We start from the raw sequence: 16,054 nt of genomic DNA, 5'->3' as shown, positions 1-16,054 counted from the left end.
TGGCGTCAACGAGCACGTGCGCGTGTTCGACCGCCAGTCCATGACCGAGCTCTACAACTTCGGCTACGGCGGCCGCCAGCCCGGGATGTTCCTGGGCGTGCACAGCATCGCCACCGACTCGAAGGGCAACATCTACACGACCGAAACCTACACCGGCAAGCGCCTTCAGAAGTTCGTGATGAAGGGCCTGGCCGCGGTGGGCAAGTCGGCGACCCCGCCCTGGCCGGGAATGTAAGGACCTAAGACCTAAGACCTAGGACCTAAGAGTTAGAACGCAGGGCCGGCTTGGGGAACTCTCCAGGCCGGCCTTTTCGTTGTACTATCGAAGACCGACTCCATGAGCCTCGATCAATTGCTGGAGTGGATTCCAACCGGCGGGCCCGAAGAGGCCCTGGCGCGCCAGATCGAGATGGATCGCCTGCCGCGCCACGTCGCGATCATCATGGATGGCAACGGCCGCTGGGCCGGCCAGCGCCACCTGCCGCGCGTCGAAGGCCACCGCGCCGGCATCGACTCGGTGCGCGACGTGGTCGAGGCCTCCGCGCGCCTGGGACTGGACGTCCTGACCCTGTACGCGTTCTCGGTCGAGAACTGGAAGCGGCCGGTGACCGAAGTCAGCACGCTGATGATGCTGCTCAAGCGCTACCTGCGGCTGGAGCTGTCCACGCTGCTGCGCAACAACATCCGCTTCAAGGTGATTGGCCGCACCGAGTCGCTGGCGCCGGACGTGCTCGAGGAACTGGTGGCCGCCGAACGCAAGACCGCGACCAACACCGGAATGCTCTTCAACATCGCGCTCAACTACGGCGGCCGCACGGAGATTGTCGATGCGGCGCGGCGCGCCATGGCCTCGGGCCTCGATCCGCAGGACCTGGACGAGGATCGCTTCGCGAGTTTTCTCTACACGGCGGGCCAGCCGGATCCCGATCTGTTGATTCGCACGAGCGGCGAGATGCGGGTGAGCAACTTCCTGCTGTGGCAGATTGCCTATGCCGAGATCTGGGTGACCGATACGCTATGGCCCGACTTCCGCTGCCGCCACCTGCTCGAGGGCGTGCTCGCCTACCAGAAGCGCGACCGCCGCTTCGGCGGCATTGCCCCATCCGTCGCCGCCGGTGTGAAGTAAGCCCCGTATGACCCGTTTACTGAGCGGCGTGGTCCTGATCGCCGTGACGCTGGCCCTGATCTGGTTCCTCAGCCCCATTGCCATGCTGGGCGTCGCCCTCGTGGTGGCGGCGCTGGCCTTCACCGAGTACGAGAAGATCGTCGATGCCATCGGCGCCAGGGTGCCGTTCTGGACCACCCTGCTGGCCACGCTGCTGGCCTGCGCGATGGTGCCGTTCCAGTGGGTGGACATCGAGTCGGTGCTCGCCGCCGCGCTTCTTCTCATCGCCCTCAACGTGTTGATCTCGGATCGCGTCGGGACGCCGATCCTGGCCGATACCGCGGCGGCGCTGCTGGCGCCGGTCTATCTCGGCCTGCCCCTCGGATCGCTGGTCGGCGTGCACGCCATGGCGGGACGCGAGGCGGTGCTGTTGCTGATTGCGACGGTGGCGGTCAGCGACACCGCGCAGTACTACTCGGGCCGCGCCTTCGGCCGCACGCCGCTGGCGCCGGTGCGCAGCCCGAAGAAGACCCGCGAGGGCGCGCTGGGCGGCTTCATCGCGGCGCCGATCTTCCTGGCCGTGGCCGGTTCGTACTGGCTGCCCGTCGCCTCGCCGATCTGGCTGGCCGCGCTCGGCGCCGGCATCGTCATGGCCGGCATCATCGGCGACCTGTTCGAGTCGATGCTGAAGCGGGCCGCCGAGATGAAAGACAGCGGCTCGCTGATCCCCGGACACGGCGGCGTGCTCGATCGCATCGACGCCCTGCTGTTTGCCGCGCCGGTGTTCTACTTCTTCCTGCGGGCGCTGTGATCACGAAAATGCGGCCGCAGATTACACAGATTGAAAAACGCTCGCAGGCGCGTCGAATGCACTTCGGCGTCGACTCGACCCGGCCCGACCTTCGGTCGGGCGCGGGAGCCACCAGAACGCGAACGAAAGGCCCCTGCAGGCACGACGGCAGCCCAAGTGGGCTTTTCGTTCGCGTTCTGATGGCTCCCGCAGTGGCCGGGCGAAGCCCGGCGGACGGGTCGAGTGTGTATCTGCGAAATCTGTGTAATCTGTGGCTGTCTTGCAGACCATGACGCGCATAGCAATACTCGGCTCAACGGGATCGATCGGGACGAGCGCGCTCGAAGTGGCGCGTACGCACGCCGACCGGCTCGAAGTGGTGGCCATCGCCGCGGCGACCAACGTCGCCGCCATGGCGAAGCAGATCCTCGAGTTCCGCCCGCGCGCGGTGGCCATGGCCAGCGGCGAGGCCATGGACCGGCTGCGCGCCGCACTCGGCGGATCGCCCGCTGAAATTTGCGGCGTCGGCAACGACGGCCTGATCGAAATCGCCACGCACCCGGACGTCGACATCGTGCTGTGCGCCTCGTCCGGCACCGCCGCGCTCGACGCCGTGCTCGCTGCCATCGAGGCCGGGAAGACCATCGCCCTCGCCAACAAGGAAGTGCTGGTGATGGCCGGCGGCATCGTGATGGACGCGGCCCGGCGCAAGGGCGTGGCCGTGCTGCCGGTCGACAGCGAGCACAACGCGATCCACCAGTGCCTGCACGGCCGCCGCCACGGCGAGTGGCGGCGCTTGATCCTCACCGCCTCGGGCGGGCCGTTCCGCGGCCGCTCGCGGGCGGCGCTCGCCACGGTCACCGCCGCGGATGCGCTGAAGCACCCGACCTGGCAGATGGGCCCGAAGATCACCATCGATTCCGCCACGCTGATGAACAAGGGCCTCGAGGTGATCGAGGCGCACTGGCTGTTCGGCGCGGCGGCGTCGCAGATTGCGGTGGTCGTGCACCCGCAGTCGGTCGTCCACTCGATGGTGGAGTTCAAAGACAGCTCGATCATCGCGCAGTTGGGCATCACCGACATGCGGCTGCCCATCCAGTACGCCTTCGCCTATCCGGAGCGCTGGGACGCGCCGGTGCCGTTCCTCGACCTGACCCGCGTCGGCGCGCTCGAGTTCCACGAGCCGGCCTGGGATGACTTCCCCTGCCTCCGCCTCGCCTACCGCGCCCTGGAAGCGGAACGCAGCCTGCCGATCGTGTTGAACGCGGCCAACGAGGTCGCCGTGTCGTCCTTCCTGGAGGGGCGTTTGGCCTTTACCAGCATTCCCCAGGTGATCGAACAGGCCATGGATGCCCACACCCCGGAGCCCGCGGCGACGCTGGCCGAGGTCCGGCGCGTTGACGCCTGGGCCCGGCAGCACGCCGCCGAGTCGGCCCGGGAACTAGAATCGAGTTTGAAATGACGACGTTGCTTGCTTTCCTGTTCGTGCTCGGCGTGCTCGTGTTCATCCACGAGCTGGGCCACTTCCTGCTCGCGCGCTGGAACGGCGTGAAGGTGCTGACCTTCTCGCTCGGCTTCGGCCCCAAGATCCTCAAGGTCCAGCGCGGCGACACCGAGTACTGCATCAGCATCATCCCGCTCGGCGGCTACGTGAAGATGGCGGGGGAGAACCCGGACGACCCGCAGACCGGGAGCGACGACGAGTTCCTGTCGAAGAGCAAGTGGCAGCGCTTCCAGATCCTGATCGCCGGGCCGATGATGAACCTGATCCTGGCGGTGGTCCTGCTGGCGGTCGTGCTGATGCAGGGCGCCGACGTGCTGGCCTACCTCGATCGCCCGGCCGTCGTCGGCGCGGTGCAGCCGGGCTCGCCCGCGGAGAAGGCGGGCATCCGTCCCGGTGACGTGATCGTGAAGCTCGGCACCGCCGACATTCGCACCTGGGAACACCTCGACATGGCGGTGGCGGCGCGCCCCGAGCGCGAAGTGGACGCCGTGGTGATGCGCGATGGCCGGGAGGAACGCCTGAAGATCCGGCCCGACCTCACGGAGCTGCGCACCCGCGGCAACGCCCGATTCGAAGTGGGGACCATCGGCGTGCTGCCGGACGTGAATCCCAGCGTCCAGTCTTTGCAGCCGGGGTCGCCCTCGGCAGCAGCCGGGTTCAAGGGCGGCGACCTCATTCTCGCCGTCGACGGCCAGCGCATGGTGTTCAGCTCGATGGTGAGCGAGGCGATCGGCAGCAAGAAGGGGGCACCGGTCGAGTTCCGCATCCGCCGCGACGGCGTCGAGCAGACGATCAGCGTGACGCCACGGATGGAGGGCGACACGCCGCGCATCGGCATGTTCATGAGCAATGCGACGCGCCCGTTCACGCCGACACCGATCGAAGCCATCGGCATGAGCTTTCAGCGCAACTGGGAGATGGCCGGGCAGATCTTGGCGACGCTGCGCGACCTGGTCACCGGCGAAGCCTCACCGAAGCAGTTGATGGGACCGGTCGGCATTGCGCAGTTGTCCGGCGAGTCGGCGCAGGCGGGCTGGATTGCCCTGCTCGGCCTGATGGCCGGCATCAGCCTCAACCTCGGCCTCCTGAACCTGCTGCCGATCCCGATTCTGGACGGCGGCCACATCTTCATCATGGGCATCGAGACCATCTCGCGCCGCGACTTCAGCCTGCAGGTGAAAGAGAAGATGCTGTTTGTCGGCTTCGTGCTGCTGATGACGCTGATGGCGACGGTGATCTACAACGACCTCACGCGCATTGCGTGGATCGAAAACCTGATGCCGTGGAGATGAGAGCAGGGTTCAGAAGGGTTCTGAACCCTGCTGAACCTCTCTGAAGTGCGCGACGATCGCGTCGGCGAATGCTGAGAGGGAACCGGCCGGCAGTTGGATGGCCGGCGAGACATGGGCCCGCGCCAGGGCATCAGCGGCGGCGGGACCGAGCGTGGCCACCACCGTGTGGGCCAGCAGATCGGAGGCCTGGTCGGCGCCCACATTGGCGAGGAAGCCGAGCACCGCGGAGGCGCTGGTGAAGGTCACCACGTCCACCTTGCGGTCGAGGAGCTGGCGATAGACGTCGAGGCTGGGGTCGGTGTCAACCAGCACCTCGGCGCCGCGGCCCTGCAGGAGGGTGGCCAGGCCGTCCGGCTGATCATTCGAGTGCATGACGAGCGCCCGTCGGCCAAACAACGGCCGCGAATCGAACCATCGCAGGTGTTCGCGGAAGTTGACGACCCGGCCGACGATCAGGAGCGCGGCGCCGATGGCTTGCTCGTTCACCAGTTGGGCCAGTTCCGCCAGGGTGCCGGTGATGGTGCGCTGTGACGAGAGCGTGCCGTTCACGACGATCGCCGCGGATTCGTCCGCCGGCCGCCCGTGCGCCATCAGCGCCTCGAGCAGCTTCGGCAGTTGCGTCGGGCCGGCGTTACAGACGATGGTGCCGCCGAGACCGGCGAGGTGGTCCCAGTTGAGGCGGGTTCGCTCCCGCCCTTCGTCGTCATGTCCGCGCACGAACGTGACGGTGTCGCCGGCGCCCGAATACGTGATGGGGATGCCCGCGTACGCCGCGGCGCCGATCGGCGTTGGCACGCCCGGCACTACCTCGAACGCGATGCCCTGCTCGTGCAGGAACAGCGCCTCTTCGCCGCCGTGATCGAACAGGAAAGAATCGCCGCGCTTGAGCCGCGCCACGACCTTGCCTTCGCGCGCCTTCTCCGCAATCAGGAAGCAGATGGCGTCTTGCCCGCTGGCGTCGGCCGCCGCGCCCACGTCAATCCGCTCCGCCGGCGCGGGCGCGTACTGCAGCACCCCGGCGTGAACCCGGTGGTCGTAGATCACGACGTCCGCCTGTTGCAGGCAGCGGTGGCCGCGCAAGGTGATGAGGTCCGGGGCGCCGGGTCCGGCGCCGATCAGGTAAACCATGGCACGCACGGGGGAATACTAGCAGGGCTAGTGTGAGGTTGGGCCGTAATAGCCGCGTTTGGTGCGGGCCGTCACGTTGGGACGGGCGACTTGCACGACCAGTCGGCGAAAGGCGCCGTCGCGCCGCGGGTTCCTCGACGAATACCCCATCGAATACTGGCTCGACAGCTCATCGGCAATCTGGCCGTAGACGTCCTTCAGGTCCTCGACCTTCTGCGCGAAGAACGCGCGCCCGCCGGTTTCCTGCGCCAGCTGGCGAAGCACGAACTCCGCTTCACGGAACCCGCGTAGGGAGCTCGTCTCGCGTGGCTGCAGGCCAATGGTGTAGATGGCGGTTTCAGAACGCTTGGCCAGTTCGAGCGCCTCCTCGAAGCTGACGAGGCTCGACGTGTCTTCGCCGTCCGACAACACCACGATGGCCTGCCGGCGAACCTCCTCCGGGTTCTTTGCCCTGACCTTGGCGAGTTCCTTCAGCGAGATGTAGACGGCGTTGTGCAAGGCGGTGGATCCGCCCGACGAGGTGCTGCGGATCGCCTTCTCGAGTTCGTCGAGCTTGTTGGTGAAGGTCTGCCGAATCTCGACGCGGCTGTCGAAGTCCACCACCTGCGCCAGGTCTTGCGGCCGGATCTTGCTCGCGAAGCCGATGGCGGCCTCCTGGGCGTTCTCCATCCGCTGCTCCATGCTGGCGCTGGAATCGATCAACAGCGAGAGCGCAATCGGCAGGTTGGTGCGGTTGAAGTAGGTCAGCTCCTGCTTGGCGCCGTCTTCGAACACCCCGAACTCCTCTTGCGCGAGGTCGGTGACGTAGTGGCCCTGGCTGTCGACTACGGTGACGTTGAGCGACACCATCTCGACGCTGGCGCGGAACACCTGGTTCTTCTCTTGAGAAGCGGGTGCAACAGCTTGGGCCGTCAGGCGCGCGTGCCCGGCAGTGGCGCCCGACAGCGCCACCGCCAGCACGAACGCGCTGAATGCTGACGATCGCATGACTACCTTACGGCCTGGCCTCTCGCCGGAGCGCCGCTGGCCGCCATGCCCGGCTTGGCCGCCGTCACTTCGATCTTCTCGGGCGGGATCAGCGTTTGCGGGCGCGAGTAGACCACGCGGTGCTGGCTCTTCAGGATCGCGGCCAGTTCCTGCAGCTTCACCTCGAAGGCCTGGCTGGTGAGCACGTCTGCGCGCGTGCCGCCGCTGGCCTGCGGGCCGAGGTCGAGCACCGAGGCGCGATTGCGCGCCTCGTCGTTCAGCGCCGCGCCGCCGGGCCCGGTCAGCACGAGCGCGTGCATCATCGCGCCGCCTTTGCCGAGCGCCTCGAGCACGTCCCGATAGTGGCGCGTGCTGTACTCGCGGTTTTCGGTCGTGACAATCACCATCGCGACGCGGTCGGTGTCGCGCTTCGCCAGGCCCTGGCTCACCTCGACGATGGCGTCGAGAAGGGTGGCGCCGGAGCCGGGCATCGCGAACACGCGCTGGACGCCGTCCTGCAGTTGCTTCTGGTCCGTGGTGTAGTCGCGGAGGATGGTGGGCCGGTCGGCCACGCCGATGATGGCGACCGGGCCAATGCCGTCGAGCGAACGCACGAAGGCCGACAGCGCCTTGCGCAGATCCGCGATGGTGGGCGTGGCGGCCTGCGAGTTGTCGACGAGAATCGCCACCGGCATCGGCGAGGTGGCGGGCGTGACACGCAGCACCTCGCGCCGCACCCCGTCTTCCCGCACCGCGAAGGCGTCGGCCCCGAGGCCCGTGATCGGCGCGCGGGTGTGCTCGTCCCACACGCTCACGTAGAGCACGCGCTCAGCGGACTGGGCGACGAGGACGACGGAAATGAACAGGGCAGTTGCTGCCCCGGCGACGAGACGAACGATCGGGTGTCGGCTCATACGTCCTCACGGTGCTGCGGCCGAGGCGCATCGGACAGCGTCATCTGCAGTATACCCGTGGCGCCAGAGCCGAGGCTCGTTTGGCCCTACACTGAAGGCATGCCGCCGACGTCCCCGACCACCTGGCAGCTCATCGGTCAGCTCAGCACAATCGGGATGTCGTTTGTCTTCGCCCTGGTGCTGGGTTTTGGCGGCGGCTACTGGCTCGACGTTCAGCTCGGGACCAAGCCCTGGCTGTCGTTCCTGGGTTTCTTCCTGGGCCTGGCGGCCGGCATCCTCAACGTTTACCGCGTCATGCAACTCGCGTCGAAGAAGTGACGACGAGTCGGTCAGTCTGCTGATGCTGGAGCGCATTGCACGCGATACGGCGGTGGCTTGCGGGCTGATGGCACTGGTCGCCGGCGCGTGGTTCCGCAACCTGGCGGCGCCGCTGGGCGTGGTGGGCGGCGGCCTGTTGATCGGGCTGTCGTTCTGGGCGATTCAAGGCAGCGTCGATGCCCTTGTGGGTCTTCGGTCCGGCGGCGAAACCCCCCGGAAACCCGCCCGTTTCCACTTAGTGAAGTTTTTCACAAGGCATGGTATGCTGGCACTCGCAGCCTACGGTATGATGGTGCGTTTGCAGCTCGATCCGGTGGCCATGCTGGTAGGTGTGACGTCGCTTGGCGTCGCCGTCGCGGTGGAAGCGGTGAGAAGTCTGAGATGGAGGCGTTTTCCGTGAGAACAAGTCGGTTTCTGCTGTCGTTGATGTTCGGGTTCGTGGTCCTCGGTCTGGCCTCACCGGTCTATGCCCAGGAAGCCGCCGCAGGCGCGGCCAATTCGGGGTTGGTCCAGTGGTCGATCATCACCGCCGGTTTCGCGCTGGCCATCGCCGCGTTCGGCGCTGCGCTCGGCCAGGGCAAGGCTGTGGCCTCGGCCGCTGAAGCCATTGCCCGCAACCCCGGCGCCGCCGGCGAAATCCGCGGCTCGCTGATTCTCGGTCTCGTGCTGATCGAGTCACTCGTCATTTACGTGCTGCTGATCTCGCTGATCCTGTTCTTCCTCAAGCCCTTCGGCGGCTAAGGGCAGGCAACAGCCAGCACTTCGCAATCACGGGGGCGCGCCAAAATGGCGCCGCCCCCGTTTTCTTTTTCGATCAACACTTCCAGCTTCTTGTGGCCCTGACCCTCCTCGACGGCGCGTTGCTCCTCATGGTCCTCATCTGGGGCAGCAATTTTTCTGTCGTCAAGGTCGCGCTCCGCGACTTTCCGGAGGTTCCCTTCAACGCGATGCGGTTGCTCGTCGGCACCACGGTCTTCCTGGCCGCGATGCGATGGAACCGCGCCGACGAGCGGGAGCGCGGCAACCCGCTGACGCGGACCGACTGGGTGCAGCTGGTCTTCCTCGGCGTGGTTGGGACGTTCCTGTACCAGCTGTGCTTCGTCGGCGGCGTGCGGCGCACCAGCGTCGCCAACAGCTCGCTGATTGTCGGCACTTCGCCGATCGTCATCGCCGTGCTCTCGGCGCTGGCCGGCCACGAGCGCATCAAGCCGGTGCGCTGGGTCGGCGTCTTCATGGCGCTGGCCGGGCTCTACCTGGTGGTCGGCCGCGGCGTGGAACTGTCGGGGGAAACGCTGGCCGGTGACGCGCTGATGATTGCCGGCGTGTTGTGCTGGGCGGTGTACTCGGTGGCCTCGCAGCCGGTCCTCCGCCGCCACTCGGCGCTCACCGTGATTGGGCTGACCTTCTCAATTGGCGCGGCGTTTTACGTCGTGGCGATGATCCCGATTCTTCTCGACGTCAACTGGCGGTCGATCTCCGGTCAGAGCTGGGCCCTGATGCTCGGCTCGGCGCTGCTCGCCCTCAACCTGTCGTATTTCATCTGGTACACCGGCCTCAAAAAGCTTGGCGGATCGCGAACCTCCGTCTACAGCTACCTCACGCCCGTGGTCGCGATGATCGTCGCGTCGGTGTGGCTCGCCGAACCGATTTCGGCGAACCAGATTGCGGGCGCCGGAGCGATCTTCGCCGGCCTGCTCATCACGCGGTTTGTCAGCTGATCGACGCCCGTCGCCATTGAACGATCGTTCGACCCCGTTGGTTTACATCTTGTCCCTGCCTACGGTATCGTTCCCAGTTACTTGTACGTCATAAGGGCATGAGCCCTTTCTATCGGGATCGTCGTTCGGCGCATCGTTCGGGCAAGTCCTGCCAACCGCTCGCGGAGCCTCCGCGAGTCCCGGCGTTCTCCCGCTCCATGGTCGTCGGCTCCACAGTCGTTGTTCGGGTGATTTGCACGTAGTCGCCCTGCCTGGTTCTGCGCGGATTGCAGGTCCCGGTGGGTCGCCCCACAGGAGGAAGTAAGCATGAAGAGTTGGACGAAGGCCGTATTGGCCTTGGCGGTCGTGGTGTCGTTCGCGGGTTCCGCGTTCGCACAGGGCGGTGGCGCCAGCAGCACTGGTACGATCCAGGGACGAGTGTCAGACTCGCAGGGCGCGGTGTTGCCCGGTGTCACGGTGACGGCGACGAGCCCGGCGCTGATTCAGCCGCAATCGACGGTCACTTCGGAAACGGGCAACTATCGTTTCCCGGCGGTGCCTCCCGGCGCCTACTCGGTGAGCTTCGAGCTCGCCGGTTTCAATACGTTCAAGCGTGACGGGATCGCCATTGGGCTGGGCTTCACGGCGCAGGTCAACGTCGAGCTCGCGCTCGCGACGCTGCAGGAGACCGTGACGGTCAGCGGCTCGTCGCCGGTGATCGACACCAGCACGACGCGCGTGCAGCAGAACTTCAAGATGGAGCAACTGCAGTCGATCCCGAACGGGCGCGACATGTGGGCGCTGCTGGCGGTGACTCCCTCGGTGCAGATGGGCCGCATCGACGTCGGCGGCAACCGCGCCGGCACGCAGACCGGCTACTCGGCCTACGGCATGACGGGCCAGGTGCGCGTGCTGATCGAAGGCATCAACACCACGGAAGGCACCGGCGGCGCCGGCTTCTACTTCGATTACGCCTCGCTCGAAGAGGCCTTCCTCGGCACCAGCGGCCAGTCGGCGGAGATGCCGAACCCCGGGGTGCAGTCGCAGTTCATCGCCCGCTCGGGCAGCAACACGTTCCAGGGCGAGTATCACCTCGACTGGTACAACAACTCGCTGCAGGGCTCGAACATCCCGGACTCGTACATCGCGCCGACGGCGTTCAACAACAGCCCCATTCGCGCGCACAGCAACGAGATCGATCGCTACTACGACCACGACATCAACGTGGGCGGCCCGCTGAAGAAGGACAAGGTCTGGATCTTCGGCACCTACCGCGAGCAGTTCAACGCCGTGGCGCAGCCCCAGTTCACGTTCGACAGCACGTTCGACACCAAGCTGTGGAACCCGGTGGCGAAGCTGACCTACCAGGTGAACCAGAAGAACAAGGTCATCGGCTACTACCAGTGGGGCCAGAAGACGCAGCCCAACCGCCTGCCGTTCGGCACCTACACCTACACCTCGCCGGAGCAGACCAACCTGCAGGACTCGGGCAGCTGGGTCTACAAGGGTGAATGGAACAGCACGGTCAGCGACAAGCTTTACCTCGAAGCGCGCTACGGCGACTTCGGCTACTACTTCCCGCTGATTGCGAATTCGAGCGCCGACTACTCCTGGCGTGACACCGGCCGCGCGGTGGTCGAGGGCGCCAACCAGATCTGGCAGCTCGATCGTGACCGCAAGCAGTACAACCTGGCCACGACCTACTTCCTCGACACGGCCAAGGGCAGCCACACGTTCAAGATGGGCGGCGAGTTGCTCAAGGAACAGTCGTGGGAAGGCTACCTGCAGCAGTGGGGCGGCAACATCGACCACATCTACACCAACGGCGTGTCGAACCAGGTGACCTTCGCATTGCCGACGGCGACCGATGCCGGCAAGCTGAGCGCGCACGACAAGCTCACGTCGCGCGCCGCCCTCGACCAGCTCGGGCTCTTCCTCAATGACACCTGGTCGTTTGGCCGGACGACGATCAATGCCGGCCTGCGCTACGATCGCTACAAAGGCTGGCTGCCGGAGCAGGAACAGCTCGCGGCGACGACCGGGCCCATCTCGGTGCAGGCCAAGACCTTCCCCGAGACGACCTTCTACACCTGGAATCAGGTTGCACCGCGCATCGGCGTGACGTTCGACCTCACCGGCGACGGCAAGACCGTGCTGAAGGCCAACTACGGCCTCTACTGGCACAATCCGGGCGCGGGTGTCGGCGGCAACGGCAACCCGAACACCGCTGCCAAGTCGGCGACCTACAGCTGGAACGACATCAACGGTGACCGCCGCTGGCAGGCGGGCGAGCAGGGCAACCAGGTGTCGGCCACCCTCGAAGGCGCCATTGGCGTCGATCCCAACATCAAGGCGCCGTACACGCACGAAGCCAGCGCCTGGCTCGAGCGGCAGCTCAGCGACACCATGGGCGTGCGCGCCGGGTTCGTCTACAAGACCGAAGACGACCTGATCGCCACCTACCAGCCCCTCCGCGGGCCGTCGGCGTTCACCGTGCCCTACACCTATAACGACAACGGCGTTGACGGTCGCGCGGGCACGAGTGACGACCGGCAGCTGACCTTCTACGGCATGCCGAACTCGCAGGCCGCGAACTTCAGCAACCGCCAGGTCGTGATGAACGTGGACCAGTACTCGCGCTACAAGACCTTCGAGGTCTCGATGAACAAGCGCTACGGCAGCAAGTGGTCGGCTTCGATGGGCTTCGGCTACACGCTGATGTCGGACTTCCCGAATGGCCCGGTCCGCAACCCGAACAACCCCGGCCTCGAAGATCGCTCGCAGTGGAACTTCAAGGCGTCGGGCTCCTACGATGGGCCCTACGGCATCCGCATCTCGCCGGTGGTGCGTCACCAGTCGGGAGCCAACTACGCCCGCACGCTGTCGATCACGGCGCCGGCGGCCCTCGGCCTCACTGCTACGTCGTCGGGTAACGGCGCGACCGCCTACGCCGAGCCGATGAACGCGAACCGCGAAGACAACATCTGGGTGTTCGACATCCGCGCGGAGAAGAGCCTCACGATCACCAACCGCATCCGCATTCGTCTGTATGCCGATGCGTTCAACCTGACCAACAGCCACGCGTCTGAGACGATCAGCCGCGCGACCGGTCTGGGCTACCAGAAGCCGTCGGCGATTCTCGCTCCGAGAACCGCGCGCGTCGGCTTCCGCTTCATCTTCTAGTCACTACCGAAGTCCGAAGGACGGGGTCCGGAGCGCATCCGGACCCCGTTTTTTTTGTTCGTCCCGCCTTTGTCAGTCATCCAGGCTGAACAACCGTTCAGACCCGGTAGTTGCAACTGCTCCCACTTTTTTGTATCTTTTCGTCACTTCGGGCATGCTACCGTCTCGTCGTCGCCGTTTCTACAGTTCCACCGTCGTTAGGTCTTACTGCAGTTTTTTGATTTGTTCCGTCGGGACTTGGCCCGGGCCCGGCCCCCACATGAACTTGAGGAGGAAGAGCATGAAGCGTTGGACTACGGGCGTTCTCGCCCTGCTGATGGCGTTTGCCGTCGGCTCATCGGCGTTTGCCCAGGGCGGCGGTGCCAGCAGCACCGGCACGATCCAGGGTCGCGTCACCGACTCACAGGGCGCGGTCCTGCCGGGTGTGACGGTGACGGCCACCAGCCCGTCGATGCCCGGCGTGCAGACCGCAGTGTCATCCGAGACGGGCAATTACCGTTTCCCCGCGATTCCTCCCGGCACCTACTCGCTCAGCTACGAGCTGTCGGGCTTCAACAACCTGAAGCGCGAGGGCGTGGAGATTCGCCTGGGCTTCACGGCGAACGTGAACGTGGAGCTGGCGCTGGCCACGCTCCAGGAGACGGTCACGGTCAGCGGACAGTCGCCGATCATCGACACCACGGCGACGCGCACGGTGCAGAACTTCAAGCTGTCCGAGCTGCAGTCGATCCCGAACGGCCGCGACATGTGGTCGCTGCTGGCGGTCACGCCGGCGGTGCAGATGGCGCGCATCGATGTGGGCGGCAACCGCGCCGGCACCCAGACCGGCTACACCGCCTACGGCTTCAGCGGCCAGGTCCGCGTGCTGATTGAAGGCATCAACACCACCGAGGGCACCGGCGGCGCCGGCTTCTACTTCGACTACTCGTCGCTCGAAGAGGTGTTCCTCGGCACCTCGGGCCAGTCGGCCGAGATGCCGAACCCGGGCGTGCAGAGCCAGTTCATCGCCAAGTCCGGCGGCAACACCTTCGCGGGTGAAGGCTATCTTGACTGGTACAACAACTCGCTGCAGGGCTCGAACATCCCCGACGCCTACACCGCGCCGACGGCGTTCAACAACAGCCCGATCCGCGCCCACAGCAACGAGATCGATCGCTACTGGGACACGGCCCTGAACATCGGCGGCCCGATCGTGCGCGACAAGGTGTGGTGGTTCGGCACCTACCGCAAGCAGTTCAACGCGGTGGCGCAGCCCAACTTCAACTTCGACTCGACCTTCGACACCCAGCTGTGGAACGCGGTCGGCAAGGTGACCTACCAGGCCAACCAGAAGAACAAGATCATCGGCTACTACCAGTGGGGCCAGAAGCTCCAGCCGACGCGCCTGCCGTTTGCCACCTCGATCTACAACTCGGCCGACCCGACGTTCAAGCAGGACTCGGGCAGCTGGGTCTACAAGGGCGAATGGAACAGCACCATCAGCGACAAGCTGTATATCGAGGCCCGCTACGGCGACTTCGGCTACTACTTCCCGACCCTGGCCAACAGCGACGACAGCTACTTCTGGCGTGACTCGGGCACGCTGGCCATCGAGGGTGCGCACCGCAAGTGGCAGCTCGATCGCGACCGCAAGCAGTACACCGGCGCCGCCACCTACTTCCTCGATTCGGCCAGCGGCAGCCACACCTTCAAGCTCGGCGGCGAGATCCTGCAGGAGATCGGCTGGGAAGGCTTCGAGCAGGGCGTGGGCGGCAACATCGAGCACGTCTACAGCAACGGCCGGTCGAACCAGCTGATCTTCCGCATCCCGACCGCCACCGAAACCGGCAAGCTGGGGCTCGGCAAGTCCGGCGCCCTGACCTCGGCGTCGGCGTTGGATGTGTCCAGCTTCTTTGTGAATGACACCTGGAGCAAGGGTCGCGCCACGGTCAACCTCGGCGTGCGCTACGACCGCTACAAGAGCACGTTGCCCGAGCAGCAGCAGCTCGCCGGAACCGTGGGCCCTGTTTCCGTGGCGGCCAAGACGTTTGCCGAGAGGGAAATGTTCACGTGGAGCGAGTTCGCGCCCCGCGTCGGCGTGGTCTTCGACCTCACGGGCGACGGCAAGACCGTGCTCAAGGGCAACTACGGCTTCTTCTGGCACAACCCCGGTGTCGGCGTGGGGAGCGATGCCAACCCCAACACGGCGGCCAAGCAGGCCACCTACCAGTGGAACGACACCAACCTCGACCGCCGCTGGCAGCCAGGCGAGCAGGGCAATCTCCTGAGTCAGGCGCTGGAAGGCGGCGTGCTGCTGGCCGATGGGATCAAGCAGCCCTACACCCACGAAGTCAGCGTGTGGCTGGAGCGCCAGCTCGCTGATACGCTGGGCGTGCGCGCCGGCTTCGTCTACAAGACCGAAGACGACCTCATCGACAACGGCTGGCAGCCGTTCCGCGCTTCCTCCGCGTTCACCGTCCCTTACACCTTCGTGGACCTCGGTGTGGACGGACGCTCGGGCACGTCGGACGACAAGAACGTCACCATGCTCGGCCTGCCCTCCGCGCTGGCCGCCAACTTCCCGACGACGACGGTGGTGTCAAACACCGGCGAGTACTCGCGCGCGAAGACGGTGGAGGTGTCGCTGACTCTCCGCTACAGCAACAAATGGTCGGCGTCGATCGGTGGCGCCTACACGATGACTACTGACTTCCCGAACGATTTCCCGAACAACCCGAACGAGCCTGGTGCCGAGGATCGTACCCTCTGGAACTTGAAGGCCACGGGCAGCTACGACGCGGCGTGGGGCATCCGCATTTCGCCGGTGCTCCGCCATCAGTCGGGCTCCAACTACGCCCGCACGCTCACCATCGCGGTCCCGTCCGGGTCGGGCCTGATTGCCAGCGGCACGGCCCATGCCGAGCCGATGGATTCGAACCGCGAGGACAACATCTGGGTGTTCGACGTCCGCGCGGAAAAAACCGTGCCGATCGGGTCGCGCACCCGCGCGCGCCTCTTCTTCGACCTCTTCAACATCACCAACAGCCACTCGTCCGAGACGATCAGCCGGGCGACCGGGTTGGGCTACCAGAAGCCGTCGGCCATTCTCGCGCCCCGCACGGCGCGCGTCGGCTTCCGCTTCCTCTGGTAATCGGCTTTCAGCTGACGGCTTTCGGCT

The 16,054-nt window shown here is 65.9% G+C and carries 14 protein-coding genes; 11 read left to right on the top strand and 3 right to left on the bottom strand.

The window, feature by feature from the left end:
• From WC815_18460 to rseP, 5 genes are all read left to right on the top strand, one after another.
• Nucleotides 1–235 (top strand): hypothetical protein (locus WC815_18460; protein ID MFA5910767.1); only part of this gene is annotated, 235 nt, incomplete at its 5' end.
• Nucleotides 236–337: 102 nt separating this feature from the next.
• Nucleotides 338–1,126, top strand: coding sequence for an isoprenyl transferase (locus WC815_18455; GenBank protein ID MFA5910766.1), 789 nt, complete (start codon nucleotides 338–340; stop codon nucleotides 1,124–1,126).
• A gap of 7 nt (nucleotides 1,127–1,133) precedes the next feature.
• Complete coding sequence (locus tag WC815_18450) at nucleotides 1,134–1,916, top strand: phosphatidate cytidylyltransferase (GenBank protein MFA5910765.1); 783 nt, start codon at nucleotides 1,134–1,136, stop codon at nucleotides 1,914–1,916.
• A gap of 268 nt (nucleotides 1,917–2,184) precedes the next feature.
• Entirely contained in the window at nucleotides 2,185–3,357 is a 1,173-nt protein-coding gene (locus WC815_18445) for a 1-deoxy-D-xylulose-5-phosphate reductoisomerase (protein ID MFA5910764.1), read from the top strand.
• Entirely contained in the window at nucleotides 3,354–4,691 is a 1,338-nt protein-coding gene (gene rseP / locus WC815_18440; GenBank protein ID MFA5910763.1) for an RIP metalloprotease RseP, read from the top strand. The genes WC815_18445 and rseP overlap by 4 nt, the downstream gene beginning before the upstream one ends.
• Before the next feature lie 9 nt (nucleotides 4,692–4,700).
• On the opposite strand, the gene cobA is transcribed toward rseP, so the two are convergent.
• The 3 genes from cobA to WC815_18425 are packed head-to-tail and all read right to left on the bottom strand — an operon-like array spanning nucleotide 4,701 to nucleotide 7,699.
• Nucleotides 4,701–5,819, bottom strand: coding sequence for a uroporphyrinogen-III C-methyltransferase (gene cobA, locus WC815_18435; GenBank protein MFA5910762.1), 1,119 nt, complete (start codon nucleotides 5,817–5,819; stop codon nucleotides 4,701–4,703).
• 27 nt (nucleotides 5,820–5,846) lie between these two features.
• Entirely contained in the window at nucleotides 5,847–6,806 is a 960-nt protein-coding gene (locus WC815_18430; protein ID MFA5910761.1) for a VWA domain-containing protein, read from the bottom strand.
• Between the two features lie 2 nt (nucleotides 6,807–6,808).
• Nucleotides 6,809–7,699: a VWA domain-containing protein gene (locus WC815_18425; GenBank protein MFA5910760.1), complete on the bottom strand. Its 891-nt coding sequence runs from the start codon at nucleotides 7,697–7,699 to the stop codon at nucleotides 6,809–6,811.
• A gap of 99 nt (nucleotides 7,700–7,798) precedes the next feature.
• Between WC815_18425 and WC815_18420 the strand changes: the two genes are divergently transcribed.
• The 6 genes from WC815_18420 to WC815_18395 all read left to right on the top strand — a co-directional run bounded on the left by WC815_18420 (nucleotide 7,799) and on the right by WC815_18395 (nucleotide 16,027).
• The gene (locus WC815_18420) at nucleotides 7,799–8,017 is read left to right on the top strand and encodes an AtpZ/AtpI family protein (protein MFA5910759.1); all 219 of its coding nucleotides are present in this window, start codon (nucleotides 7,799–7,801) and stop codon (nucleotides 8,015–8,017) included.
• A 22-nt stretch (nucleotides 8,018–8,039) separates the two neighbouring features.
• Nucleotides 8,040–8,417 (top strand): hypothetical protein, encoded by a 378-nt coding sequence (locus tag WC815_18415; protein MFA5910758.1) that lies wholly within the window; start codon nucleotides 8,040–8,042, stop codon nucleotides 8,415–8,417.
• The gene (locus WC815_18410; GenBank protein MFA5910757.1) at nucleotides 8,414–8,758 is read left to right on the top strand and encodes a hypothetical protein; all 345 of its coding nucleotides are present in this window, start codon (nucleotides 8,414–8,416) and stop codon (nucleotides 8,756–8,758) included. Before WC815_18415 ends, WC815_18410 begins: the two co-directional genes overlap by 4 nt.
• A gap of 92 nt (nucleotides 8,759–8,850) precedes the next feature.
• Nucleotides 8,851–9,735, top strand: a complete 885-nt coding sequence (locus tag WC815_18405) for a DMT family transporter (protein ID MFA5910756.1) — start codon at nucleotides 8,851–8,853, stop codon at nucleotides 9,733–9,735.
• Between the two features lie 306 nt (nucleotides 9,736–10,041).
• Nucleotides 10,042–12,897, top strand: a complete 2,856-nt coding sequence (locus WC815_18400) for a carboxypeptidase regulatory-like domain-containing protein (protein ID MFA5910755.1) — start codon at nucleotides 10,042–10,044, stop codon at nucleotides 12,895–12,897.
• Between the two features lie 280 nt (nucleotides 12,898–13,177).
• A complete protein-coding gene (locus WC815_18395) occupies nucleotides 13,178–16,027 on the top strand; it encodes a carboxypeptidase regulatory-like domain-containing protein (protein ID MFA5910754.1) in 2,850 nt (949 codons plus the stop codon).
• Nucleotides 16,028–16,054 lie beyond the last annotated feature (27 nt).

The organism is Vicinamibacterales bacterium (assembly GCA_041659285.1).
GTDB lineage: Bacteria > Acidobacteriota > Vicinamibacteria > Vicinamibacterales > UBA2999 > 12-FULL-67-14b.
Note: the sequence above shows the minus strand (reverse complement) of the source record. Positions and strands in the feature narration are given on the sequence as shown.

Bases quoted from the DNA above. Each gene is read 5' to 3' on its own strand.
- WC815_18455 (MFA5910766.1), top strand. From the start codon at position 338: ATGAGCCTCGATCAATTGCTGGAGTGGATTCCAACCGGCGGGCCCGAA.
- WC815_18450 (MFA5910765.1), top strand. From the start codon at position 1,134: ATGACCCGTTTACTGAGCGGCGTGGTCCTGATCGCCGTGACGCTGGCC.
- WC815_18445 (MFA5910764.1), top strand. From the start codon at position 2,185: ATGACGCGCATAGCAATACTCGGCTCAACGGGATCGATCGGGACGAGC.
- rseP (MFA5910763.1), top strand. From the start codon at position 3,354: ATGACGACGTTGCTTGCTTTCCTGTTCGTGCTCGGCGTGCTCGTGTTC.
- cobA (MFA5910762.1), bottom strand. From the start codon at position 5,819: ATGGTTTACCTGATCGGCGCCGGACCCGGCGCCCCGGACCTCATCACC.
- WC815_18430 (MFA5910761.1), bottom strand. From the start codon at position 6,806: ATGCGATCGTCAGCATTCAGCGCGTTCGTGCTGGCGGTGGCGCTGTCG.
- WC815_18425 (MFA5910760.1), bottom strand. From the start codon at position 7,699: ATGAGCCGACACCCGATCGTTCGTCTCGTCGCCGGGGCAGCAACTGCC.
- WC815_18420 (MFA5910759.1), top strand. From the start codon at position 7,799: ATGCCGCCGACGTCCCCGACCACCTGGCAGCTCATCGGTCAGCTCAGC.
- WC815_18415 (MFA5910758.1), top strand. From the start codon at position 8,040: ATGCTGGAGCGCATTGCACGCGATACGGCGGTGGCTTGCGGGCTGATG.
- WC815_18400 (MFA5910755.1), top strand. From the start codon at position 10,042: ATGAAGAGTTGGACGAAGGCCGTATTGGCCTTGGCGGTCGTGGTGTCG.
- WC815_18395 (MFA5910754.1), top strand. From the start codon at position 13,178: ATGAAGCGTTGGACTACGGGCGTTCTCGCCCTGCTGATGGCGTTTGCC.